The 24,296-nt window shown below is 74.0% G+C and carries 19 protein-coding genes; 6 read left to right on the top strand and 13 right to left on the bottom strand.

Annotation, left to right across the window (positions count from 1 at the left end; all coding sequences use genetic code 11):
* Positions 1 to 1,067 (bottom strand): pyridoxal-phosphate-dependent aminotransferase family protein (locus tag AOK15_RS20405; protein WP_055518924.1); only part of this gene is annotated, 1,067 nt, incomplete at its 3' end.
* Positions 1,068 to 1,315: 248 nt separating this feature from the next.
* Here AOK15_RS20405 and AOK15_RS20400 point away from each other — a divergent pair.
* The 5 genes from AOK15_RS20400 to AOK15_RS20380 all read left to right on the top strand — a co-directional run bounded on the left by AOK15_RS20400 (position 1,316) and on the right by AOK15_RS20380 (position 6,007).
* Positions 1,316 to 2,173 (top strand): ABC transporter substrate-binding protein, encoded by an 858-nt coding sequence (locus AOK15_RS20400; RefSeq protein ID WP_055518922.1) that lies wholly within the window; start codon positions 1,316 to 1,318, stop codon positions 2,171 to 2,173.
* Between the two features lie 3 nt (positions 2,174 to 2,176).
* Positions 2,177 to 3,010 carry an amino acid ABC transporter permease gene (locus AOK15_RS20395; protein ID WP_055518920.1) on the top strand — a complete coding sequence of 278 codons (834 nt, stop codon included), beginning with the start codon at positions 2,177 to 2,179 and terminating at the stop codon, positions 3,008 to 3,010.
* Positions 3,007 to 3,816 carry an amino acid ABC transporter ATP-binding protein gene (locus AOK15_RS20390; RefSeq protein ID WP_055518918.1) on the top strand — a complete coding sequence of 270 codons (810 nt, stop codon included), beginning with the start codon at positions 3,007 to 3,009 and terminating at the stop codon, positions 3,814 to 3,816. Before AOK15_RS20395 ends, AOK15_RS20390 begins: the two co-directional genes overlap by 4 nt.
* A gap of 55 nt (positions 3,817 to 3,871) precedes the next feature.
* Positions 3,872 to 4,666 carry a PIG-L deacetylase family protein gene (locus AOK15_RS20385; protein ID WP_055518916.1) on the top strand — a complete coding sequence of 265 codons (795 nt, stop codon included), beginning with the start codon at positions 3,872 to 3,874 and terminating at the stop codon, positions 4,664 to 4,666.
* 249 nt (positions 4,667 to 4,915) lie between these two features.
* Positions 4,916 to 6,007 carry an amidohydrolase family protein gene (locus AOK15_RS20380; protein ID WP_055518913.1) on the top strand — a complete coding sequence of 364 codons (1,092 nt, stop codon included), beginning with the start codon at positions 4,916 to 4,918 and terminating at the stop codon, positions 6,005 to 6,007.
* 135 nt (positions 6,008 to 6,142) lie between these two features.
* Here AOK15_RS20380 and cobC read toward each other — a convergent pair whose 3' ends face one another.
* From cobC to cobM, 5 genes are all read right to left on the bottom strand, one after another.
* Positions 6,143 to 7,228, bottom strand: a complete 1,086-nt coding sequence (gene cobC, locus AOK15_RS20375; protein ID WP_055518910.1) for an Rv2231c family histidinol phosphate aminotransferase CobC — start codon at positions 7,226 to 7,228, stop codon at positions 6,143 to 6,145.
* Positions 7,218 to 8,147 carry a sirohydrochlorin chelatase gene (locus tag AOK15_RS20370; protein WP_055518907.1) on the bottom strand — a complete coding sequence of 310 codons (930 nt, stop codon included), beginning with the start codon at positions 8,145 to 8,147 and terminating at the stop codon, positions 7,218 to 7,220. The genes cobC and AOK15_RS20370 overlap by 11 nt, the downstream gene beginning before the upstream one ends.
* A 151-nt stretch (positions 8,148 to 8,298) precedes the next feature.
* Positions 8,299 to 10,227 (bottom strand): precorrin-3B C(17)-methyltransferase, encoded by a 1,929-nt coding sequence (gene cobJ, locus AOK15_RS20365; protein ID WP_055518905.1) that lies wholly within the window; start codon positions 10,225 to 10,227, stop codon positions 8,299 to 8,301.
* Positions 10,224 to 11,465, bottom strand: a complete 1,242-nt coding sequence (locus tag AOK15_RS20360; protein ID WP_055518902.1) for a bifunctional cobalt-precorrin-7 (C(5))-methyltransferase/cobalt-precorrin-6B (C(15))-methyltransferase — start codon at positions 11,463 to 11,465, stop codon at positions 10,224 to 10,226. The genes cobJ and AOK15_RS20360 overlap by 4 nt, the downstream gene beginning before the upstream one ends.
* Positions 11,462 to 12,289 carry a precorrin-4 C(11)-methyltransferase gene (gene cobM, locus AOK15_RS20355; protein WP_055518900.1) on the bottom strand — a complete coding sequence of 276 codons (828 nt, stop codon included), beginning with the start codon at positions 12,287 to 12,289 and terminating at the stop codon, positions 11,462 to 11,464. Before cobM ends, AOK15_RS20360 begins: the two co-directional genes overlap by 4 nt.
* A 257-nt stretch (positions 12,290 to 12,546) precedes the next feature.
* Here cobM and AOK15_RS20350 point away from each other — a divergent pair, with 257 nt between their 5' ends.
* Positions 12,547 to 13,275: a ZIP family metal transporter gene (locus AOK15_RS20350; RefSeq protein WP_055518898.1), complete on the top strand. Its 729-nt coding sequence runs from the start codon at positions 12,547 to 12,549 to the stop codon at positions 13,273 to 13,275.
* A 23-nt stretch (positions 13,276 to 13,298) separates the two neighbouring features.
* Here the strand turns inward: AOK15_RS20350 and cobI are convergent, their stop codons facing one another.
* The 7 genes from cobI to AOK15_RS20315 are packed head-to-tail and all read right to left on the bottom strand — an operon-like array spanning position 13,299 to position 24,250.
* Positions 13,299 to 14,030 carry a precorrin-2 C(20)-methyltransferase gene (gene cobI / locus AOK15_RS20345; protein WP_055518926.1) on the bottom strand — a complete coding sequence of 244 codons (732 nt, stop codon included), beginning with the start codon at positions 14,028 to 14,030 and terminating at the stop codon, positions 13,299 to 13,301.
* Positions 14,027 to 15,469, bottom strand: coding sequence for a cobyrinic acid a,c-diamide synthase CobB (locus AOK15_RS20340; RefSeq protein WP_055518895.1), 1,443 nt, complete (start codon positions 15,467 to 15,469; stop codon positions 14,027 to 14,029). Before AOK15_RS20340 ends, cobI begins: the two co-directional genes overlap by 4 nt.
* Positions 15,470 to 15,476: 7 nt before the next feature.
* Positions 15,477 to 16,076, bottom strand: a complete 600-nt coding sequence (cobO, locus tag AOK15_RS20335) for a cob(I)yrinic acid a,c-diamide adenosyltransferase (protein WP_055518892.1) — start codon at positions 16,074 to 16,076, stop codon at positions 15,477 to 15,479.
* Positions 16,076 to 18,091: a putative cobaltochelatase gene (locus tag AOK15_RS20330; protein WP_055518891.1), complete on the bottom strand. Its 2,016-nt coding sequence runs from the start codon at positions 18,089 to 18,091 to the stop codon at positions 16,076 to 16,078. Before AOK15_RS20330 ends, cobO begins: the two co-directional genes overlap by 1 nt.
* Positions 18,088 to 21,750 (bottom strand): cobaltochelatase subunit CobN, encoded by a 3,663-nt coding sequence (cobN, locus tag AOK15_RS20325; RefSeq protein ID WP_055518888.1) that lies wholly within the window; start codon positions 21,748 to 21,750, stop codon positions 18,088 to 18,090. Before cobN ends, AOK15_RS20330 begins: the two co-directional genes overlap by 4 nt.
* Entirely contained in the window at positions 21,747 to 23,258 is a 1,512-nt protein-coding gene (locus AOK15_RS20320) for a cobyric acid synthase (protein WP_055518886.1), read from the bottom strand. The genes cobN and AOK15_RS20320 overlap by 4 nt, the downstream gene beginning before the upstream one ends.
* Complete coding sequence (locus AOK15_RS20315) at positions 23,255 to 24,250, bottom strand: cobalamin biosynthesis protein (protein ID WP_055518883.1); 996 nt, start codon at positions 24,248 to 24,250, stop codon at positions 23,255 to 23,257. The genes AOK15_RS20320 and AOK15_RS20315 overlap by 4 nt, the downstream gene beginning before the upstream one ends.
* Between the last annotated feature and the right edge of the window lie 46 nt (positions 24,251 to 24,296).

Here is a 24,296-nt window from a genome sequence, read left to right as displayed (position 1 = left end):
GCATCCAGGTCCACCCGTACCCCGAACTCCGCCAGCGCCGAACCGAGGCCCGCGAGGCTGGAGTGCACGGCGCCCCATGTCGCGTCGGGGCCGTAGTGGTTGACGCGGACCATCTCGCGGGCGAGGGCGCCGCCGCCCGCGGCCAGCGGCAGCGCGGGGTCCGCGGTGAGGGCCTTGGCGACCAGCTCGGACGCGTCGACACCGTCCGGCACCCGCAGGGTCGTCGCGACCGGGGCCGCGTCGCGCGCCTCGCACACATACGGCTCCAGACCGCCGCCCAGCGCGAGTGCCCCCGCCCGGGTGGCCGCGGCGGCCGAGGCATGGCGGGCCATCACCGTGTCCAGGCCCGCCGACTCGATGCGCTCCAGGCACGCCTCCAGCGCGAGCATCTCCAACTGGGCCGGGGCGTGCAGCAGCGCGCGGCGGCCGCCGTCGATCCAGCGCTCCTTCCAGTCGAGGAGCGACAGGTAGGAGCGGCGCGGGGCGTGCGGGTTCGCGGCCATCCGGGCCCACGCCCGCTCGCTCACCGAGATCGCGGAGACACCGGCCGGACCGCCCATCGCCTTCTGTGCCCCGATGACGCACAGGTCGACACCCCACGCGTCCGGCAGTACCGGCTCGGCGCCGACGGAGGCCACCGCGTCCAGGTAGAAGAGCGCGCCGTGCTCACGGACGACCTCACCGATCGCGGCGACGGGGTTCGTGTTGCCGGTCGCCGCCTCCGCGTGCACCAGGGAGACGAAGTCGATGGCCGGGTGCGCGGCGAAGGCGTCCCGGATCTGCTCCGCGGTGACCGCCGTGTGGAAGGGCACGGCCAGGTCGACGACGGTCGCCCCGCAGTCCCGCAGCCAGTCGCCGAAGGTCTGCCCGTAGGGGCCCGTGATCACGTTCAGGGCGGTCGTCCCGGGTCCGGCGGCCCCGCGGATCGCCCCCTCCAGCGGCAGCAGCGCCTCGCCCTGGGTGATCACCACGTCCTGCTCCGTGGAGAGCAGCCGGGCCACCCGGTCCTCGATCGACGCGAAGCGCGCCGCGGTCAACGGGGCCAGATCCAGAAACGCGTGCGTCACAGGGTGCTCTCTTCGCTCACTGGGGTAGATGGTGTCCAGGGTGGGCCGAATGGGTCGACGTACGTCGAGCGTAATCGGCGCGTCCGGCAGTACCGTCCGTCGATCCCCGCCCCCGGAATCCAAGCGCATCTGCCGCCCCGCACCGATGACTTCTGAGGCCGAACGGCCCAATGACCATCGGATTGGTTTGAGTAAGTCAAACATCTCCTTATAATCGGATGCCTATGTTCCCCACAGGAGGTCTCCCCGTGAACTCGGTCCTCGCACGCCGGACCCGCATCCTGGCCGCCACCACCGCCGCGGCCGGACTGCTGCTCGTGGCCGGTTGCACCTCGACCGACGACGGCGGCAGCGGCACCAAGACGGCCGCCGGCGGGGTCGAGCTGGTCAAGGCGGGTCAGCTGACCACCTGCACCCACCTCCCGTACCCGCCGTTCCAGTCGGAGATCGACGGCAAGGTGCAGGGCTTCGACGTCGCGCTGATCGACCTCGTCGCCAAGGACCTGGGTGTGAAGCAGGTGATCCGCGACACCCCGTTCGAGAACTTCAAGACGGGCGCCTTCCTGAACTCCGGTGAGTGCGACCTCGCCGCCGCCGGTATGACGATCACCGACGAGCGCAAGAAGAACGTCGACTTCTCCGACCCGTACTTCGACGCCACCCAGGCCGTCCTCGCCGACAAGGGCGCCGGGATCGGCTCCTTCGCGGACCTCAAGGGCAAGAAGGTCGGCGCCCAGGCGCAGACCACCGGCGAGGACTACGCCAAGAGCCAGGGCCTCGACCCGGTCTCCTTCGAGTCCTCCGACGCCGTCCTCAACGGACTGCGCTCCGGCCAGGTCGACGCCGTCGTCATCGACTACCCGGTCGTCCAGGGCTGGCTGAAGGACAAGGCCAACGCCGACGCCTTCGAGGTCGCGGACAACGTCAACACCGGTGAGCAGTACGGCTTCACGGTCAGGAAGGGCAACACCAAGCTCCTCGCCGCCGTCAACAAGGCGCTCTCCGAGGCCAAATCCGACGGGACGTACCGCGAGCTGTACGAGAAGTGGATCGGCCCGTATGACGAGAGCGCCGCGTCCGCCTCCCCGTCCGCGTCCGCCTCCTGACCCATGACCGACACGGACGCGGTGGTCCAGCCCAGGAAGAAGGGGCTGACCCGGCGGCAGAAGCGCAGTCTGTCGCGCGGCGCGCAGTACGTCGTCTTCGTCGCCGCCGTGATCGCTTTCGCGGTCTCGGCGGACTGGGGCCGGCTGAAGAACCAGTTCGCGCAGGCGGACATCGCCGAGCAGATGTTCCCGGACGTCATCACGCTGGCGCTGAAGAACACCGTGCTCTACACCCTGTCCGGCTTCGCCGTCGGCCTGGTGCTCGGCATGGTGATCGCCCTGATGCGGCTGTCGTCGGTCGGCCCGTACCGGTGGTTCGCCGGCGTGTACATCGAGATCTTCCGCGGTCTGCCCGCCCTGTTGATCTTCATCTTCATCGGGGTCGCCGTCCCGCTGGCCTTCCCGGGCACGGAGATCGTCGGCGGCACCTACGGCAAGGTCGCCCTGGCGCTGGGCCTGGTCGCGGCGGCGTACATGGCGGAGACGATCCGCGCGGGCATCCAGGCCGTCCCCAAGGGGCAGATGGAGGCGGCCCGTTCGCTCGGGTTCTCGCCCGCCCGCGCGATGGTCTCGATCATCATCCCGCAGGCGTTCCGGATCATCCTCCCGCCGCTCACCAACGAACTCGTCCTCCTCTTCAAGGACTCCTCGCTGGTGCTGTTCCTCGGGGTCACCCTGGAGGAGCGCGAACTGTCCAAGTACGGGCGGGACCTGGCCAGCACCACCGCCAACTCCACGCCCATCCTGGTCGCCGGCCTGTGCTACCTGCTGGTGACCATCCCGCTCGGCTTCGTCGTGCGCCGTATGGAGGCGAAGGCCCAGGAGGCCGTGAAATGACCGCGAAGACGCTGGGCGGACACCCCGAGATCCAGGTCCGCGCCCTGCACAAGTCGTTCGGCGACAACGAGGTCCTCAAGGGCATCGACCTGGAGATCGGCCGCGGCGAGGTCGTCTGTGTCATCGGCCCGTCCGGCTCCGGCAAGTCGACCCTGCTGCGCTGTGTGAACCTCCTGGAGGAACCCACGAAGGGCCAGGTCTTCGTCGGCGGCACCGAACTGACCGACCCCGACGTCGACATCGACGCCGTACGCCGCCGCATCGGCATGGTATTCCAGCAGTTCAACCTCTTTCCGCACCTCACGGTCACCGAGAACCTCACGCTCCCGCAGCGCCGGGTCCTCAGGCGGGGCAAGGCGGAGGCGGCGCGGGTGGCCGCCGAGAACCTGGAGCGGGTCGGTCTCGCCGAGAAGGCGGACGCCTACCCCTCCTCCCTCTCCGGCGGCCAGCAGCAGCGCGTGGCGATCGCCCGCTCCCTGTCCATGGGCCCCGAGGTCATGCTCTTCGACGAGCCGACGTCGGCCCTGGACCCGGAACTGGTGGGCGACGTCCTGGCGGTCATGCGCAGGCTCGCGCAGGAGGGCATGACGATGATGGTCGTCACCCACGAGATGACCTTCGCCCGCGAGGTCGCCGACCGTGTCGTCTTCATGGACGGCGGCGTGATCGTCGAGGACGGCGTCCCCGCCCGGGTCATCGGCGCGCCCCGGCACGAGCGCACCCGCCACTTCCTGTCCCGTCTCCTCGACCCCGCGATGGCGGAGGTGGAGGAGGAGACGTCCAACCAGGTGGGCGGAAGCGACTGAAAAGGGCATACGCGCTTCTGTCGCCCAGAGCGCTCCACCCGTCATCATTCGGGGCATGACGACTCTCGACGACGCGGGCGGCCCCGGCGCCGGCCCGCGACCGGCCCCGCTGCCGGAGAACTGGGACCGCTGTCTGGCCGTGGCGGCGCACCCAGACGACATCGAGTACGGGACGGCGTCCGCCGTGGCCCGCTGGACGGCGGCGGGCAAGCGGGTCACCTATCTGCTGGCCACCCGCGGCGAGGCCGGCATCGACGGACTCCACCCGGACGAGGCGGGCCCGCTGCGCGAGGCCGAGGAACGGGCCGGGGCCCGCGAAGTGGGCGTGGACGTGGTCGAGTTCCTCGACCACCGGGACGGGACGATCGAGTACGGGCCCGCCCTGCGCCGCGACATCGTGCGGGCGATCCGGCGGCACCGGCCGGAGGTCGTGGTGACCGGGGCGTACACGGTGCGGATGGTCGCCGGAGTGGTGAACCAGGCGGACCACCGGGTCGTGGGCCTCGCCGCGCTCGACGCGGCACGCGACGCGGGCAACCGGTGGATCTTCCCGGAGCTGGCCGAGGAGGGCCTCGAACCCTGGGGCGGGGTCCGCTTCGTGGCCGTCGCCGGGGCCGAGCACCCGACCCACGGGGTGGACGTCACCGGCGAACCCCTGGAGCGGGGCATCGCCTCCCTGGCCGCCCACGCCGAGTACACCAAGGGGCTGGGCGCCCAGGGCTTCGAACCCCGCCCCTTCCTGACCTGGGCGGCCCACCGGGGCGGCCAGGCCCTCGGGGTCGAGGCGGCGGTGCTCTTCGACGTCCACGCCCTCGGCTTCGAGGGGCCGCCGCCGTGGGTGGAGCGGTGACGCCCACGCGCGTCCGGGGTCCGGGTGCGTCGGCGGGTGCGGGTGGTTCGTGGTGTCTCGCGCAGTTCCCCGCGCCCCTGAGGGGAACGGGCCTGCGGCCCGCCCCTTCAGGTAGAGCACGGGGCGCGGCCCCTGGCCGCTTTTCAGGGGCGCGGGCGGTGACATGCGCGGCTCCGCCGAGTGGGCGCGACCAGCCCTCACTCACCCGCACCCCCCGATGGCGAGCAGCCCCTGGCTAGGGTGCGGGGTATGAACGAGCGTGCTGTGCTGCGTGTGAAGGGGCGGGTCCTCGTCGGGCCCGACGATGTCCGGGACGAGCTGTGGGTCGTGGGCGGCCGGGTCTCCTACGACCGTCCCGCCGCCACGCGGGACGTGCGGACGGTGGAGGGGTGGGCGCTGCCCGGCCTGGTCGACGCCCACTGTCATGTCGGCCTCGGCGCGCACGGCCCGGTCGACGCCGGCACCGCGGAGAAGCAGGCGCTGACCGACCGCGACGCCGGCACCCTCCTGATCCGTGACGCGGGCTCCCCGTCCGACACCCGCTGGGTCGACGACCGCGACGACCTCCCGAAGATCATCCGCGCAGGCCGGCACATCGCCCGTACCCGCCGCTACATCCGCGGCTACGCCCACGAGATCGAGCCGGACGACCTCGTCGCGTACGTCGGCCGGGAGGCCCGGCGCGGTGACGGCTGGGTGAAGCTGGTCGGCGACTGGATCGACCGCGAGATGGGCGACCTGGCGGCGTGCTGGCCGCGCGGCGCGGTCGAGGCGGCGATCGCCGAGGCCCACCGCCTGGGCGCCCGTGTCACGGCCCACTGCTTCGCCGAGTCCTCGCTGCGCGACCTCGTCGAGGCGGGCATCGACTGCGTCGAACACGCCACGGGCCTCACCGACGACCTGATCCCGCTGTTCGCCTCCCGCGGCGTCGCGATCGTGCCCACCCTGGTCAACATCGCCACGTTCCCGAAGCTCGCCGAGGGCGGCGAGGCCCGGTTCCCCGTCTGGTCCGCCCACATGAGGAACCTGTACGAGCGCCGCTACGACACCGTCCGCAACGCCTACGACGCCGGGATCCCCGTCTTCGTCGGCACCGACGCCGGCGGCAGCCTCCCGCACGGTCTGGTCGCCGACGAGGTGGCCGAACTGGTCAAGGCCGGCATCCCCCCGCTGAGGGCCCTCGCCGCGACCACCTGGGACGCCCGGACCTGGCTCGGCCGCCCCGGCCTGGAGGAGGGCGCCCCGGCGGACCTGGTCGTCTACGCCGAGGACCCCCGCGACGACGTCCGCGCCCTGGCGGCGCCCCTACGGGTCGTGCTGAACGGCACGATCACCGCCTGACACACACTTCCCCCAAGAACCCCGGCCCGCTCGACGACGGCGTCGTGCGGGCGTACGTGGGACAGGACCTCAGGGGCAGTGGCCCGGTGGCCCCCGCCCCGCAGGGTCGGCCGACGGGCCGTCGAGCTCCTCCGCTCAACGGTCCGCCAGCGTCATCGCCTGGTCCAGCGCCTGGAGGAAGCTGTTGACCGTCGTACGGTCACGGACCGCCAGCCGCAGCCAGTTCTCGTCCAGGCCGGGGAAGGTGTCGCCCCGGCGCACGGCGAAGCCCAGGGTCCGCAGATGGCGGCGCACGGCCGGCGCGCGATCCACGCTGACGAGGACGAACGGCCCCTCGGCGGGCTCGGCGACGGTCAGGCCGTCCGGGGCGAACTCCTTGAGCCCCGCCACCAGATGGGCCCGGTCGGCGGCGACGCGATACGCCGCGTCGGCCGCCTCCGCCAGCGCCCGGTCGGACACGCACGCCTCGGCCGCCGCGAGCGCCGGCGTCGACACCGGCCACAGCGGCTGCGCCCGCTCCAGTTCCTCGATCGTCTCCGGCGCGGCGAGGACATAGCCGATCCGCAGCCCGGCCAGGCCCCACGTCTTGGTGAGGCTGCGCAGCACCACCAGACCGGGCACGTCCGTCCGCCCGGCCAGCGCCTCCCGCTCGCCCGGCACCGCGTCCATGAACGCCTCGTCCACCACCAGCGTCCGCCCGGGACGGGCCAGCCGTGTGATCGCCTCGGCCGGGTGCAGCACCGACGTCGGGTTGGTGGGGTTGCCGACGACGACCAGGTCCGCGTCCTCGGGCACGGCCTCCGGGTCCAGCCGGAAGCCGTCCGACGCCCTCAGCAGCACCCGGTCCACGTTGTGCCCGGCGTCCCGCAGCGCCGCCTCCGGCTCCGTGAACTGCGGATGCACCACCACCGGCCGACGGACCGTCAGGGCCCGCGCCAGCAGCACGAACGCCTCGGCGGCGCCCGCCGTGAGCAGCACCCGCTCGGGTGGCAGCCCGTGCCGGGCGGCCACCGCCGCCCGGGCGGACCGCCCGTCGGGGTAGGCGGCCAGCCCGGTCAGCGACCCGGCGATCCGCTCCCGCAGCCAGGCGGGCGGCGTGCCGGCCCGCACGTTCACGGCGAGGTCGGTGAGCCCGGCCCCGTCGTCCCGCACCTCGGCGTCACCGTGATGCCGCAGGTCGTGCCCCGCACGCCGGGAACCGCTCCGGTGTTCAGTGTGCATGGGAGTGCGTGTGTCCCCCGTGATGGTGGTGGCCGTGGTGGTGCCCGTCGTCGTCCGGGTGGAAGTGCGGCTGCTGCGGCATCCCCACCTTGTCCTCGAACCCGGGCAGCGCGATCCGGTAGACGCAGGAGTCGCAGTTCATCCGCAGATCACCCTCCAGGGCCTCCCGGTAGCGCTCCATGACCAGATCGAGCAACTCCGGTTCCGGACCGATGACATCGGCCGACCGTACCTCGATCTCCGGGTGCGCGGCAGCCCAGCCCTCGGTCTGCTGCCGCACCCGGTCCGGCAGGATGCCGGTGAACAGGAAGTACGGCAGCACCACGATCCGCTTGGCGCCCAGCCGCACGCACCGGTCGAGACCGCTCGGCACGTCCGGCGCCGCCAGCGACACGAACGCCGTCTCCACGCCCGCGTAGCCGCGCCCCTCCCACAGCAGCCGGGCCGCCTTGAACACCTCGGCGTTGGCGTCCGGGTCGGTCGAGCCGCGCCCCACCAGCAGCACGGTCACATCCGCACGGTCCTCGGGGCTGCGGCCCGCACCGCCGAGCGCCTCGTCCAGCCGCCGCTCCAGCACGCTCAGCAGCGCCGGGTGCGGGCCGAGCGGACGGCCGTAGGTGTACGTGATCCCCGGGTGCCGCTCCTTCTCGCGGGCCAGCGCCGCCGGGATGTCGCCCTTGGCATGCCCGGCGGACACCAGCATCAGCGGCACGGCGGCGAACCGCCGCACACCCCGCTCCACCAGGTCGGCCACGGCCTCGCCCAGCGGCGGCGGGGACAGCTCGATGAAGCCGCCCGCGACGGGCAGTTCGGGGTGGCGGCGCCCCAGTTCCCGGACGAAGTCGCGGAACGCCTCGGCTCCGGCATCGTCCCGGGTGCCATGACCGGCGATGAGCAGGGCGGGCGGCGGGGTGGTCACGATTTCTCCTCGGAGTCTCGAACGGGGTGGTGCTGCGGGGCGACGGGCGCGGCGGCCGGCGCCGGCCCGCCCGTCACGGTCGCCTCGGGGTACGAGGCGGACCGGTGGGCGGCCGGTCGCCGAAACGGCGCGGTCGGGTGGACCACATGGTTCACTCGGCGCCCTCCGGGTTCTCCTGCCAGCGGTAGCCGCGCGGCGTCACCATGCGGCCCGCGATGTCACGGGTCGCCGTGTTGCCCACGGTCACCACGGTCATCATGTCGACCGTCGCCGGGTCGAGCGCGGCCAGGGTCGTCAACCGGTGCGACCCGTCCGGCCGGGAGGCGTTCCGTACGACGCCGACGGGCGTCGTCGGCTCACGGTGCCCGGCGAGGATGGCGAGGGCCTTCGGCAGCTGCCAGTCCCGGCCCCGGCTGCGCGGGTTGTAGAACGTCACCACGATGTCGGCCTCGGCCGCCGCCCGCACCCGCCGCTCGATGACCTCCCACGGCGTGTGCAGGTCGGACAGGCTGATCGACACATGGTCGTGCCCGAGCGGCGCCCCGAGGATCGCGGCGGCCGCGAGGGCGGCGGTCACCCCGGGCACACCGATCACGTCGATGTCGTCGGACGCCTCGGCGAGCGCGGGCGAGGCCATGGCGTACACCCCGGCGTCGCCGCTCCCGATCAGGGCCACGGCCTGTCCCCGACGGGCCTCGGCGACCGCGGTCCGCGCCCGCTCCTCCTCCGCGCCCAGCCCGGACTCCAGAATCCGGGTGCCGGGCCGGAGCAGATCCCGGATCTGGTCGACGTACTGGTCCAGCCCGACGAGCACGGAGGCCCGGCGCAGTTCGGCCTTCGCGCGCGGCGTCAGCAGGTCCCGGGCGCCCGGTCCGAGCCCCACCACCGCGAGCCGCCCCCGCGCCGGCCGCCGTACGACGGCACAGGTCGCCATCGCGGGCCTGCCGTCCGCCCGTTCCGACTTCCGCTTGGGGACGATGAGTTCACCTCCGCCGACGAGGGCGGCGGCCTCCGCGACGGAGGGGGTGCCCACGGCGGCGAGCGGCGCGTCCGACGGGTTCGGCACCTCGACCGCGGCCAACTCCTCGGCGGAGTACGTGACCAGCGGGACACCGAGACGCGCGGCGGCCTCGACGAGACCGGGTTCGTCGGCCTTGGCGTCGACGGTGGCGAGCTCGGCGAGGGACCGGGGGGAGAGGCCGGCGTCGCGCAGGGCGCTCTCGATCAGCCCGAGCACCTCGTCGGCGGGGGCGCCCCTGGACGCCCCGACACCCACCACGAGGGACGACGGACGGAGCACCACCCGCGCGTCACCGGCGCCGCGGTGAGGGACGGCGCCGAGCGGTTCGCCCGCGTCTCCGGGGCTGCCTGCCGTTGGCGTCTCCTCCGTGACGCCCGCCCGGTCGGTGCCGAACGTCTCCTCCGTCCCGGCTGCCAGGTCGGTGCCGAGTGTGTCCTCTCTAACCCCCGCCCGGTCGGTGCCGAGCGTCTCCTCCGGTCCGCTCACCCGTCCACCGGCCGGCACGCGGTCGGTCACGACGATCGCCGGCCCTCCGCGCTCGGCCGACGCGTCCGGTGCCGGGCGCCGTACGTTCGGAGGGAGCGCGGGCAGGGGCCAGGCGATCTCCAGGTCCAGCTCCACGTCCTCACCGTCGAGCAGGGCCCGGGAGACCCCGGCCACGTCCCCCTCGACCGGCATCCCGAGCGTGTCCAGGCCGGGCACCCCGACCGCGTCGGTGGCCGTGGTCACGACCGGCTCGGCGCCGAGCACCTCGCCCACCTCGACGGCGAGCGCGTTGGCGCCCCCCGCGTGCCCGCCGACCAGCGACACGGCGAACCGCCCGCCCTCGTCGACGCACACGACGCCCGGATCGGTGCCCTTGTCCGCGAGCAGCGGCGCGATCAGCCGCACCACGGCCCCCGTGGCGAGGAAGCACACCACCTGCTCGCACTCGCCGAACGCGCGCCCCACGGCGTCCCGTACGGGCCCCTCGTACAGACGGGTCCGCTCGGGCCACGCCGAGGCGAGCCGCTGGGCGGCAACGGCCCCCGCGGCGGTCGCGGAGATCAGGCCGATCACCGGTCAACTCCTTCACAGTGCGCCGGGGGCCTCACGCCCCACAGCAGGAAAACGGGATTGGTCGCCGCGAGCCGGGTCACGTCCCCTGGCAGCGGCGCGAGCCGGGACGCCTGGAGCAGGACCCCGTCGCAGGTCAGCCCGGCCGCGACGAGCGCCTCGCGGGCCGCCGGGACACGGTCGAGCGCGGCCATGGCGACCACCACGGTCCGCCGGGCCCGCTCCGCGCACGCGCTGACGATCGCGGCCAGTTCGCGCCCCCCGCCGCCGATGAACACGGCGTCGGGGTCGTCGGGCAGATCGGCCAGCGCGTCCGGCGCGGTCCCGTGCACCACGTGCACGTCGACGCCGTGCGCGGCGGCGTTGGCGCGGACCCGCTCGGCACCGTCCGCCGACCGCTCGACGGCGGTGACGGCCGCGCCGAGCCGCGCGCACTCCACGGCCACCGAGCCGGAGCCCGCGCCGACGTCCCAGACCAGGTCGCCGAGCCGGGGCCCGAGCCGGGCCAGCGCGAGGGCCCGCACCTCGAACTTGGTGATCATCGAGTCGCGGTGCGCGAACGCGTCCTCGTCCAGCGCCCACCCCTCCGGAGCGGCCGGGGCCCCGGCGACGGTCCGCACGGTGGACACGGTGTGCGCCTCGTCCAGGCACAACACGACGCTGACCTCGGCACCCCAGTCGCGCGCGGCGGCCTCGGCCGGTGTCACCCGCTCCACCCGCTCACGCTCCGGGTCGCCCAGCGCGGACGCCACCACGAGGGTCCGCCGGCTGTCCAGCAGCCCCGCCCCCAGTTCGGCGGGCCCGCTGCCGGGCCCCGTCAGCACCGCCGTCTTCGGCCGGGCCCGGCACACGTTCAGCGCGGTCCGCAGCGCACGCCCGTGGGCGCTCACCACGACCGCGTCGTCCCAGGGCAGCCCCAGCCGGGCGAACGCGGTGGCCACCGAGGACACCCCCGGCCGGACGTCCAGCTCCCCGGCGCCGAAGCGTTCGGCGAGCGCCCGCACGATCCCGAAGAACCCCGGGTCACCGGAGGCCAGGACGACGACCCGCCGGTCCCGGTACTTCTCGATCGCCTGGAGGGCGGGCGCCAGCGGCCCGAGGACGACCTGCTCGGCCGTCGCCGGGAGCGGGGCCGCCGCCAGATGCCGGCGTCCGCCCACGACGAGGGCCGCCCCGGCCAGGACGGCCTCGGCGTCCGGGGGGAGGGGCGCCCCCGTACCCGTACCGATGACGGTGATCACGGCGTGCCGCCCCGGCCGCGCGCCTCCCGCAGCGCCTTGCGCGCCTCGGGGTCGGCCTTGCGGTACCCGTGGAAGTGGCCGGGGTGGTACAGGTGCGAGCGGGTGCCCTCCGCGTCGAGGGCCGGGCCGACCAGGAACAGGGTGTGCTTCCAGAGCTTGTGCTCCTTGACCGTCTCCTCCAGCGTCTCGACGGTGCACCGCACGACCAGCTCCTCCGGCCAGGTCGCCTGGTAGGCGATGACCACCGGGGTACCGGTCGGATAGCCGCCCTCCAGCAGCTCCCGCACCAACTGGCCGCTGCGCGCGGCCGACAGGAAGATCGCCATCGTCGTGCCGTGCCGCGCGAACTCCCGTACCTCCTCACCCGGCGGCATGGGCGTCTTGCCCCCGCCGAGCCGGGTCAGGATCACCGACTGCGCGACCTCCGGGATCGTCAGCTCCCGCTGGGCGAGCGCGGCGACCGCGGAGAACGACGACACACCCGGCACGATCTCGGTCTCGATGCCCAACGCACGGCACCGGTCGAGCTGTTCCTGGGTGCCGCCCCACAGCGCCGGGTCACCGGAGTGGATCCGGGCGACCTTCAACCCCTCCGCGAGGGCCCGCTCGTACACGGCGACGACGTCCTCCAGGGACATGGCGGCCGAGTCGAGGATCTCCGCCTCCGCGCGGGCGTGGTCCAGCACCTCGGCCTGCACCAGGCTGGCCGCCCAGATCACGACGTCCGCCTCCGCGATGGCCCGGGCGGCCCGGAAGGTCAGCAGATCGGCGGCGCCGGGTCCGGCACCGACGAAGGTCACCTTGCCGGTGGGGGCATCGGCCATGGAAGTCATCGTTCCTCTCTCAAGGGCTGTACGGCGCGCGAAGGCTGCGCGTGGCGCGAAGGCTCTACGGGCCGCAACCCGTGTGCAGGGCGCATCCGGTGTGCGGGGCGCAGCCGTTGCGGGCGGCGCGACGGCTGTGCGGGGCGGTGCCCCTTCGGGCCCCGACCGACCCGGCCGGGGTCGGTCCGTCCCGGAACTCGGCCGCCGTCACGGGGTGCCGCGAGGTGGCCGCCCGGCTCTTCCGGTAGCAAGGACCCATGGCGGTCTTCGTGGCGCTCGGCGCGTTCCTCATGACGCTCATCGGCGGCTGGACGGCCGGGCGCGTCACCGACCGCCGTCACCTGGTGCTGGGCCTGGCCGGCGGACTGATGCTGGGCGTGGTCGGCCTCGACCTGCTGCCGGAGGCGCTGGGTGCCGCCGGGGACGAGGTGTTCGGCGTACCGGCGGCGCTGCTGCTGTTCGTCGCCGGGTTCCTCGCGGCCCACCTGGTGGAACGCCTGCTGGCGGCCCGTCAGGCGGCGCACGGCGCGGAGGAGCACGACGGGCGCACCCCGCAGGTCGGTCTCACGGCGGCCGCCGCGATGGTCGGTCACAGCGCCATGGACGGCGTCGCCATCGGCGCCGCCTTCCAGGTCGGCGAGGGCATGGGCCTGGCCGTGGCGCTCGCGGTGATCGCCCATGACTTCGCGGACGGCTTCAACACGTACACCCTGACGAGCGTGTACGGCAACGCCCGCCGCCGGGCGATCACCATGCTCGTCGCGGACGCGGTGGCGCCGGTCCTGGGCGCCGCCTCCACGCTGCTGTTCACGATCCCCGAGGGCCCGCTCGGCTGCTACCTCGGCTTCTTCGGCGGCGCTCTGCTGTACCTGGCGGCCGCCGAGATCCTCCCCGAGGCCCATCACGCGCACCCGGCGCGCTCCACACTGCTGTGCACGATCGCCGGGGCGGCGTTCATCTGGCTGGTGGTGGGCGTGGCCGAGTGAGCGACCGGACCCGAGGGATCCGCTCACAGCTTGCCGCCGCGCCCGCCGTCGCGCGGGGCGGGCGCGATCAGCGTGGACAGATACGGCAGGGGGCCGCCGTCGAGCGCGTCGGCGGCCTGGATGGACTCCTCGGGAAGGCCCAGCGCGGACCCCCACACGGCGTCCTGGAGCCGCCCGGTCTCCCGCAGCGCCTCGACGACGGCCTGCGCCTGCCGCCCGAACTTGTAGGCCACCACGGTCCCCGGCCCGCCGAGGGCGTCCTTCAGCACGGCCGACCCCGCCGTCACGGGCACCAGCGTGAGGGGCTCCGTCCCCTCCGTCAGCACGGCGCCGGAGCGCGCGGCGAGATCCTGCATCGCGGTGATCCCGGGCACCGTCTCGATGACGGTCCCCGGCGCCAGCTCGCCGATGGTGTGGGCGAGATAGGTGAACGTCGAGTACACGTTGGGGTCGCCGATGGTGGCGAACGCGACGGCGGAGTGCGCCTTCAGCAGCTCGGCGACCCGCTCACCGGCGGCGTCCCAGGCGGCCTCGCGCCGCCCCCGGTCGGTCCGCTCGTTGAGCGCGAACACGACCCGGACGATCTTCTCCGCGCCCACGTAGTGCAGCACGGTCGCCTCGGCGCGCCCCCGCTCCCCGGTGTCCATGACGGGTACGACGACGACATCGGCGTCCCGCAGCGCGCCCACGCCCTTGACGGTCACCAGCTCCGGGTCACCGGGGCCGACCCCCACTCCGATCAGCCTGCTGCTCATGACGTCCGGCACCTCTCCACGAACCGACGGGCGACACCGGGCTCGGACGCCCAGTGCGTGTGCAGATAGCTCGCGTGCACACCGCGCTGTACAAAACCTTCGACCCGCCGCTGAGCGCCGCGGATCCCCCATGCGGGAGCGGTCCCGGCGCCAGGTTCGACGACGGTCCGGTGGAACTCGTGCCCGCGCATCCGCGTCCCCGCGGGCGCCAGCACGCTGTCACCGAGGGCCACGGCGTCCCGGTACCCGAGCGTCAGCCGCGCGTCCATCCGGGCCGTGGCGTCGAGCACCCCGCACATGGGCCGCCCGTCCAGCTCCCGGCACAGATACAGCAGCCCCGCGCACTCGGCCGCCACGGGCGCCCCGCCCAGCGCCAGTTCGGCGACCTCCTTGCGCAGCGCCTCGTTGGCGGACAGCTCGGCGCCGTACACCTCGGGGAACCCGCCTCCGACGACCAGCCCCCGGGTCCCCTCGGGCAGCCGCTCGTCCCGCAGCGGATCGAAGGTCACGACCTCGGCCCCGGCGGCGGTGAGCAACTCGGCGTGCTCGGCGTAGGAGAAGGTGAACGCGGGTCCGCCGGCGACGGCGACGACGGGAGCGCTGCCTTCCGCCGCCCTGCCGTCCTGCGCCTCACCCGCGAGCGCCCCGCCTTCCGGCGCCCAGCCGTCCTGCGCCGCGCCCTGCGGCGACGGCCCGAGGGCCCCGGCTGGGTCCCACGCCGGGCCCGGCAGCGCCCCCGCGCTGCGCGCCAGCGCCACCAACGCCTCCAGGTCGCATCCGGCGGCCACCTGCGCGGCCATCGCCGCGACCGCCTCCACGGCCTCCGCCCGCCGCTCGGCGACCGGCACCAGCCCCAGATGGCGGGACGGCGTGTCCACCTGAGGAACCCGCCGCAGCACACCGAGCACCGGCACCCCGGCCGAGTCGAGGGCCTCCCGCAGCAGCTCCTCGTGCCGGTCGGAGGCGACCTTGTTGAGGATCACGCCCCCGACCCGCACCTCGGGGTCCCAGGACGCGAAACCGTGCACCAGCGCCGCCACCGACCGCGACTGCGACGACGCGTCGACGACCAGCACCACCGGCGCCCGCAGCAGCTTGGCCACGTGCGCGGTGGACGCCAGCTCGCCCTCGCCCGCGGCCCCGTCGTACATCCCCATCACACCCTCGACGACGGCGAGGTCGCACCCCCGCGCCCCGTGGGCGAACAGCGGCGCGATCAGCTCCGGCCCGCACAGGTACGCGTCGAGGTTGCGCCCCACCCGCCCGCCGGCGAGCGCGTGGTACCCGGGGTCGATGTAGTCCGGCCCCACTTTGTGCGGGGACACGGCGAGCCCCCGCGCGGTGAGCGCGGCCATCAACCCCGTGGCGACGGTGGTCTTGCCGCTGCCGGAGGAGGGCGCGGCGACGACCAGCCGGGGGACGGACGACGAGGAGTTCACGACGACATCACCACTCGATGCCCCGCTGGCCCTTCTGGCCCGAGTCCATGGGGTGCTTCACCTTCGACATGTCCGTCACGAGGTCCGCGAAGTCGACGAGTTTCTCCGGCGCGTTCCGCCCGGTGATGACCACGTGCTGGGTCCCCGGCCGGTCGCGCAGCACGTCGATGACCTCGTCGGTGTCGACCCACCCCCAGTGCATGGGGTACGCGAACTCGTCGAGCACGTACAGCTTGTACGTCTCCGCCGCCAGGTCCCGCTTGACCTGCTCCCAGCCCTCGCGGGCCTTCTCCTCGTTGTCCATCTGCGCGTCGCGCTGGACCCAGGACCAGCCCTCGCCCATCTTGTGCCAGTCGACGGAGCCGCCCTCACCGCTGGCGCCCAGCACCCGCAGCGCGTTCTCCTCGCCGACCTTCCACTTCGCCGACTTGACGAACTGGAACACCCCGATCGGCCAGCCCTGGTTCCAGGCCCGCAGCGCCAGCCCGAACGCGGCGGTGGACTTGCCCTTCCCGATGCCGGTGTGCACGACGACGAGCGGCCGGTTGCGCCGCTGCCGTGTCGTCAGCCCGTCGTCCGGCACCACACTCGGCTGTCCCTGCGGCATTACGCGGCCCTCCTCGAAGTCCCCTGCACATCCCTGACCAGCCCGGCGATGGAGTCCGCCCGCAGCTCGTCCAGCGTGACGGCCGTACCGCCCAGCTCGCCCGCGAGCTGCCCGGCGAGCCCCAGCCGCACCGGCCCCGACTCACAGTCCACCACCACGGAGGCGACACCCCCGGCCGCGAACAGCCGGGCCGCGCGCCCCGCCAGCACCACCGGCTCCGGCCCGCCCGTGGCCCGGCCGTCGGTCACCACGACGACGAGCGCGCGCCGCGCCGGGTCCCGGAGCCGCTCCACGCGCAGCACCTCGTGGGCCCGCAGCAACCCGGCGGCCAGTGGCGTCCGCCCGCCCGTGGGCAGCGACTCCAGCCGGGCCGCGGCGGCGTCCACCGACGACGTCGGAGGCAGCGCCACCTCCGCCGCCGACCCCCGGAACGTCACCAGACCCACCTTGTCCCGCCGCTGGTACGCGTCCAGCAGCAGCGACAGCACGGCGCCCTTCACGGCGCTCATCCGCTGCCGCGCCGCCATCGAGCCGGAGGCGTCGACCACGAACAGCACGAGGTTCCCCTCACGCCCCTCCCGCGTCGCCTGCCGCAGATCGTCCCGCCGTACGACGAGCCCCGGCCCGGACCGTCCCCGCGCCCGCTGGTGCGGTGCGGCGGCCTGGACGGTGGCGGCCAGATGCAGCTTGGTCAGCGTGCCGCGCGGCCGGCGCGCCCCGGTGGTGCGCCCGTGCTCGGTCCTGGCCCGCGAACGCCGCCCGGCGGCGCCCTCACCGAGGCCCGGCACGCTCAGCACCTTCGTCCGGAAGGGTTCGGCGGCCCGCACGGCGGACTGCTCGCCCGCACCCGCGCCGGAGGGCTGCGGCTCCCCGCCCTCCCCGGCCTCGGGCCGCGCGCCGGTCTCCCCGCCCTGCGGCCCCTCCGGGTCCGACGACGGCGGCTGCCCGCCACCGCCGGGCCCGTCCGGACCGGGATCGGGGTCCGGGTCCTCGTCCTCGGACGACCCGCCGAACTCCTCCAGCGTCTCGTCGAGCTTGTCCTCGTCGAGGCCCGGCGCGTCGAACGGGTTGCGGCGCCGCCGGTGCGGCAGGGCCAGCAGCGCCGCCTGCCGCACGTCCTCCGCGAGCACGTCGGTCCGTCCGGCCCACGCGGCCAGCGCGGTCGCCGTCCGGGCCATGACGATGTCGGCCCGCATGCCGTCCACCTCGAAGGCGGCGCAGGTCGCCGCGATCTGCCGCAGCGCCCCGTCACCCAGCCGCACCGACGGCAGCAACTCCCGCGCGGCGACGATCCGTTGCCGGACCGCCGCCTCCTCGTCCGCCCAGCGGGCGGCGAACCCGGCCGGGTCGTCGTCGTAGGCGAGCCGTCGCCGGACGACCTCGACCCGCTGGTCCGGTTCCCGCGAGGCGGCCACCTCGACGGTCAGCCCGAAGCGGTCGAGGAGCTGCGGCCGCAGCTCGCCCTCCTCCGGGTTCATGGTGCCGACGAGCAGGAAACGCGCCGCGTGCCGTACGGAGACACCCTCGCGCTCCACGTACGAGGCACCCATCGCCGCCGCGTCCAGCAGCAGGTCGACGAGGTGGTCGTGGAGGAGGTTGACCTCGTCGACGTAGAGGATGCCGCGGTGGGCGTCGGCGAGGAGGCCCGGCTCGAACGCCTTCACGCCCTCCGCGAGCGCCCGCTCGATGTCGAGGGCGCCCACGAGCCGGTCCTCGGACGCGCCGACGGGCAGCTCGACCATCCGCGAGGGACGGGTGGTGCCCGGTCCCGGCTCGTGCGGCCCGTCCGGGCACACCGGGTCCGGCTTCGCGGGGTCGCACGAGAAACGGCACCCGGCGACGACGTCCACCTCCGGCAGCAGCGCCGACAGCGCCCGCACGGCGGTGCTCTTCGCGGTGCCCTTCTCGCCACGCACCAGCACCCCGCCGACCGCAGGGGACACGGCGTTCAGCAGCAGCGCGAGCCGCAGGTCGTCCTGACCGACGACGGCCGTGAACGGAAACGGAACACTCACTTGTCGTCGCCCTCCAGATCGCCTTCCAGCTCCAGGTAGGTGGCCCGCAGCCGTTCCAGCGTGTCGGCGTCCGGCTCGGCCCACAGACCACGGTCGGCGGCCTCCAGCAGCCGCTCGGTGATCCCGCGCAGCGCCCACGGGTTGGACTTCTTCATGAAGTCCCGGTTCTCCGCGTCGAAGACGTACTCCGCGCTGAGCTTCTCGTACATCCAGTCGTCGACCACGCCCGCCGTGGCGTCGTACCCGAAGAGGTAGTCGACGGTCGCCGCCATCTCGAAGGCGCCCTTGTAGCCGTGCCTTCTCATCGCGCTCATCCAGCGCGGGTTGACCACGCGGGCGCGGAACACCCGGTGCGTCTCCTCGCCGAGCGTGCGCGTCTTCACCTGGTCGGGGGTCGCGGAGTCGCCCACATACGCCTCGGGGGAGGAGCCCGTCAGATGCCGCACCATGGCGACCATGCCGCCGTGGTACTGGAAGTAGTCGTCGGCGTCGACGAGGTCGTGCTCGCGGGTGTCGACGTTCTTCGCCGCCACCGCGATCCGCTTGAACGCCGTCTCCATGTCCCCCCGCGCCGCCCGCCCGTCGAGCCCGCGCCCGTACGCGTAGCCGCCCCAGACGGCGTACACCTCGGCGAGGTCGGCGTCGGAGCGCCAGTTGCGGGCGTCGATCAGCGGCAGCAGCCCGGCGCCGTACGCGCCCGGCTTGGAGCCGAAGACCCGGGCCGTGGCCCGCCGCCGGTCACCGTGCTCGGCGGTGTCCTCGTCGGCGTGCGCCTTGACGAAGTTCCGCTCGGCGGGCTCGTCCAGCTCGGCCACGGCCCGCACCGCGTCGTCGATCAGTCCGACGACGTGCGGGAACGCGTCCCGGAAGAACCCGGAGATGCGCACCGTGACGTCGATGCGCGGCCGCCCCAGCTCCGCGAGCGGCACGATGTCGAACCCGGTCACACGGCGCGACGCGTCGTCCCACACCGGACGGCAGCCCAACAGCGCCAGGATCTCGGCGATGTCGTCGCCCTGGGTACGCATCGCGGACGTCCCCCACACCGTCAGTCCGACGGACTTCGGGTACTCCCCGGTGTCGGCCAGGTACCGCTGCACCAGCGAGTCGGCGAGCGACTGCCCGACCTCCCAGCTGAGCCGGGACGGGATGGCCTTGGGATCGACGGAGTAGAAGTTGCGGCCGGTCGGCAGGACGTTGACGAGGCCGCGCGTCGGTGAGCCGGACGGGCCCGCCGGGACGTAACCGCCGTCGAGGGCCTTGAGGATGTGCCCGATCTCGTCGGTGGTCCGGGCGAGCCGCGGCACGACCTCCCGGCACGCGAACTCCAGCACCGCGACCGCGTCCGGCAGCTCGGTGCCGAGCACGCCGCGCACGAGTGCCGGGACCACGGTGACGTCCCAGTCCCGTGCCTCCATGCCCTCCGCGACCCGCCGGCACAGCTGCTCCAGGAGGTCGATGGCGTCCGCCGCCGTACGGGCGGGGCCTTCCACCAGGTCGCTCAGCTCGGCCGGAACCTTCACCGGAGCGCCCGGCTCGGCCAGCAACTCCTTCTCGACCAGCCCGAAGTGCGCGGCCAGCGCCGCCCGCAGGCCCGGCAGCGCGTTCGCCTGCCCGCCCCACACCTGCGAGGCGCGCAGCACCGCCAGCACCAGGTTGACGCGCGGCTCACCGACGGGACCGCCGCCGAGGATGTGCAGACCGTCGCGGATCTGCACGTCCTTGATCTCGCAGAGGTAGCCGTCGATGTGCATGACGAACTCGTCGAAGTCGTCGTCGCCCGGCTGCTCGTCCACATGCAGGTCGTGGTGGAGCTCGGCCGCCTTCACCAGCGTCCAGATCTGCGCCCGCACGGCCGGCGCCTTCGCCGGGTCCAGGTCGGACACCAGCGCGTACTCGTCGAGCAGCTGCTCCAGCTTCGCCAGGTCGCCGTACGTGTCGGCGCGCGCCATCGGCGGTACGAGGTGGTCGACGACGGTGGCGTGCCCGCGCCGCTTGGCCTGGGTGCCCTCGCCGGGGTCGTTGACGATGAACGGGTAGACGAGCGGGAGATCCCCGAGCACGGCGTCCGGGGCACAGCCCCCGCTCAGCCCGAGGCCCTTGCCCGGCAGCCACTCCATCGTGCCGTGCTTGCCCATGTGCACGATCGCGTCGGCGCCGAAGCTGTTGTCCAGCCACCGGTAGGCGGCCATGTAGTGGTGCGACGGCGGCATGTCGGGGTCGTGGTAGATCGCGATCGGGTTCTCCCCGAAGCCGCGCGGCGGCTGGATCATCACGACGACGTTCCCGAACTGGAGGGAGGCGAGCACGATGTCGTCCCCGTCGACGTACAGCGAGCCCGGCGGCTCGCCCCACGCCTCGAGCATGCCGTCCCGCAGCTCCGGGTCCAGCTTGTCGAACCACGCCCGGTAGTCGGCGAGCGGCACCCGCGCGGGCGCGGACGCCAGCTGCTCCTCCGTCAGCCACTCCACGTCGTGGCCGCCGGCCTCGATGAGCCGGTGGATCAGCTCGTCGCCGTTGTCGGGGTACGCGGTGACCCCGTACCCGGCCGCCTTGAGGGCGTCGAGGACCCGTACCGCCGAGGCGGGCGTGTCGAGGCCCACCGCGTTGCCGACGCGTGAGTGCTTGGTCGGGTAGGCGGTGAAGACGAGCGCGAGCTTCTTCTCCGCGTTCGGCTTGTGCTTCAACGCCGCGTGCCGCACGGCGATCCCGGCGACGCGCGCGGCCCGCTCGGGGTCGGCGACGTACACCGGCACGTCGTCCGGACCCTGCTCCTTGAACGAGAACGGCACCGTGATGAGCCGTCCGTCGAACTCGGGGATCGCGACCTGCATCGCCGCGTCCATGGGGGAGAGGGCGGCGTCCGACGCGTCCCACACGGCGTGCGACGAGGTCAGGCACAGGCCCTGGAGGACGGGGATGTCCAGCTCGGCGAGCGCGCCGATGTCCCACGCCTCCTCGTCCCCGCCGGCCGACGCCTCGGAGGCGTGCGTACCGCCGGCGGCGAGGACGGTGGCGACCAGCGTGTCCGCCTTCGCGAGCAGCTCGTACAGCCCCGCGTCGGCGCCGCGCAGCGAACCGCAGTACACGGGAAGCGCGTTGGCGCCCTTCGCCTCGATCGCGTCGCACAGGGTGTCCACGAACGCGGTGTTGCCGCTCAGCTCGTGCGCCCGGTAGAAGAGCACCCCGACCGTGGGGCGCCCCTCGACGAGCGGGCGCTCCCCGTGCAGCCCGTACTCGGGCATCTTCCGCGGCTCGACGAACCCCTCGCCGGTCAGCAGCACGGTGTCGGACAGGAACCGGGCCAGCTCGGTGAGGTTGTCGGGCCCGCCCTCCACGAGGTACTTGAGCGCCTCCGCGACCACACCGGCCGGCACCGACGACTCGGCCATCAGCTCGGCGTCCGGCACGGCCTCTCCGCCGAGCAGCACGGTCGGGATCCCGGCGGCCCTCAGCGCGGCGAGCCCGTCCTCCCAGGCCCGCTTGCCGCCCAGCAGCCGTACGACGGCGATGTCCGCGCCGTCGAGGAGAGCGGGCAGCTCGTCCCTCACGTCGACGCGGGTCGGGTTGCCGATCCGGTACGCGGCGCCGGTGGCGGCCCGGGCCGCCAGCAGATCCGTGTCGGCGGTCGACAACAACAACACAGTGCCAGTGCTCATGCGGGCGCTCCCGGTGGAATGAAAGGCAGTCCTTGCGGCGCGCCCGACTCGATGAGCCGCCACAGCGCGTCCGTGTCCGCGTGTTCCTCGATCAGATCGCCGAGCCGGTCCAGCTGCTCCTCGCGCAGCGCGGCGAACGACGTGTCGGCGGCCGGCACGAAACGACGGCCCGCGGCGGCCGCCACCTCGCGCAGGAAGGCCCGCCGGAACCCGTCCGACTCCAGCGACCCGTGCCAGTGCGTGCCCCAGGTCTGACCGACCCGGCAGCCGTCCAAGAAGGGGTCGCCCCCGTTGATCTCGGCGACCCCGTGATGGATCTCGTACCCCGTGACGTGCTCCCCGAGGGCCTCGCCCTCCGGGCGCGTGAGGGTCTTCTCCCGCGCGAACCGCACCCGTACGGGCAGGATCCCGAGCCCCTCGACGTGTCCCCGCCGGCTCTCGACGTCGTCCTCGATGTGCTCGCCGAGGACCTGGAAGCCACCGCAGATGCCGAGCACGGGCCGGTGTGCGGCGGCCCTGTCGCGCAGCGCGTCCGCGAGGCCCCGCTCGCGCAGCCACTCCAGCGCCCGCACGGTGCCGCGGGTGCCGGGGACGACGACGAGGTCCGCGTCGGCCAGCTCCTCGGGCCGGTCCACGAACCGCACGACGACGCCGGGTTCGGCGGCGAGGGCGTCCACGTCGGTGAAGTTCGACATCAGCGGGATCGCGCAGACGGCGACCCGCAGCACGTCCTCCCCGACGGGCGGCGACACGTTCGACTCGCGGACCGTCCCTCTCAGGGACACCCTCAGTCCGTCCTCCTCGTCGATGCCGAGCCCGTGCCGGAACGGCAGCACCCCGTAGGTCCGGCGCCCTGTCAGCCCGTGCAGCATGTCGAGCCCCGGCTCCAACAGGGAGACGTCGCCACGGAACTTGTTGACGAGGAACCCGGCGATGTGCGCCTGGTCCTCGGGCGACAGCAGCGCCACCGTCCCGAAGAACGAGGCGAACACGCCACCGCGGTCGATGTCGCCGACGACGAGCACGGGGAGCCCGGCGTTGCGGGCGATCCCCATGTTGACGATGTCGGTCCGCCGGAGATTGATCTCGGCGGGACTCCCGGCCCCTTCACAGATCACCGCGTCATACGTGCCCCGCAACTCGGCAAGACAGTCGAGTACGGTGCCCAGCAGCCGCTGCTGCCGTCCCCCGTGGTAGCCCCGCGCGCTCAACTCCCCGACCGGCTTGCCGAGCAGCACGACCTGGCTGCTCTGCTCCCCACCGGGCTTGAGCAGCACCGGGTTCATCAACGCCGTCGGCTCCACCCGGCAGGCCTGCGCCTGCATGGCCTGGGCCCGCCCGATCTCGGCGCCCTCCCGCGTCACGAACGAGTTGAGGGACATGTTCTGCGCCTTGAACGGCGCGACCTTGACGCCCTGTCGGACCAGCCACCGGCAGATCCCGGCGGTGACGACGCTCTTGCCGGCGTCGGAGGTGGTGCCGGCGACCAGCAGTCCGCCGCCCGTCATGACGCCCCCCTCGACCGCAGAGAGCGGCCTGGCGTGAACCCCCGTGCCGGGCCCCGCGCGACGCGGCCCCGCAGCAGCGACGCGCCCGCGCTGACGCCGAGCGCCAGCCAGTTCACGCGCCGCGACAGCCGCACGGCCCGCTCGATGTCCCCCACGGTGACGGCCCGCCCCTCCGTGTTCAGCACGGGCCGGTGCTCGACCCGCCCCCCGTACGACAACGTGCCTCCCAGCCGGACGCCGAGCGCCCCGGCGAACGACGCCTCCACGGGCCCCGCGTTGGGGCTCGGATGCTTCCGCGCGTCCGCCCGCCAGGCCCGTACGGCCCCTCGGGCGTCCCCGCCGGCCGCAGCGGCGAGCAGGGCGGTGAGCCGGGCCCCCGGCCAGCCCGCCACGTCGTCGAGGCGGGCGGACGCCCACCCGTACCGCCGGTGGCGCGGCGACTTGTGCCCGACCATGGCGTCCAGCGTGTTGACGGCGCGGAACCCGAGCAGACCGGGCACACCGCCCAACGCCCCCCACACCAGCGCCCCGACCACGGCGTCCGAGGTGTTCTCGGCGACGGACTCGACCACGGCCCGGGCGATCCCGTCCGCGTCCAGCGCCTGCGGGTCCCGTCCGCACAGATGCGGCAGCCGGTCCCGCGCGGCCTCGACGTCCCCGGCCTCCAACGCCCGCCCCACGGCGCGCGCCTCCCGTGCGAGGGAGGTGCCCCCGACGACGGACCAGGTGGCCGCGCCGGTCAACGCGACGGACGCCGCACGGGACGGCCGAGCCGCGGCGGCGGCCACCGCCCCCAACGCCACGGCGCCTCCGGCGCACACCACGGTGTGCAGCGCGCCCCACCCCCGGTGGTCCCGCCACAACACCCGTTCCACGGCGCCCGCGGCCCGTCCGAACACGGCGACGGGATGCCCCCGGCGGGGATCGCCGAGCAGCAGGTCACCGAGGAGTCCGGCGGTGGCGCCGTACGCGAAGACGCGATCGGCACGCACGCGTTCAGCCGATCGCGGGGTCGGGCAGTGACCGGATGCTGAGTCT

The sequence above is a fragment of the Streptomyces ossamyceticus genome (genome assembly GCF_001418475.1).
Classification (GTDB): Bacteria; Actinomycetota; Actinomycetes; order Streptomycetales; family Streptomycetaceae; genus Streptomyces; species Streptomyces ossamyceticus.
Note: the sequence above shows the minus strand (reverse complement) of the source record. Positions and strands in the feature narration are given on the sequence as shown.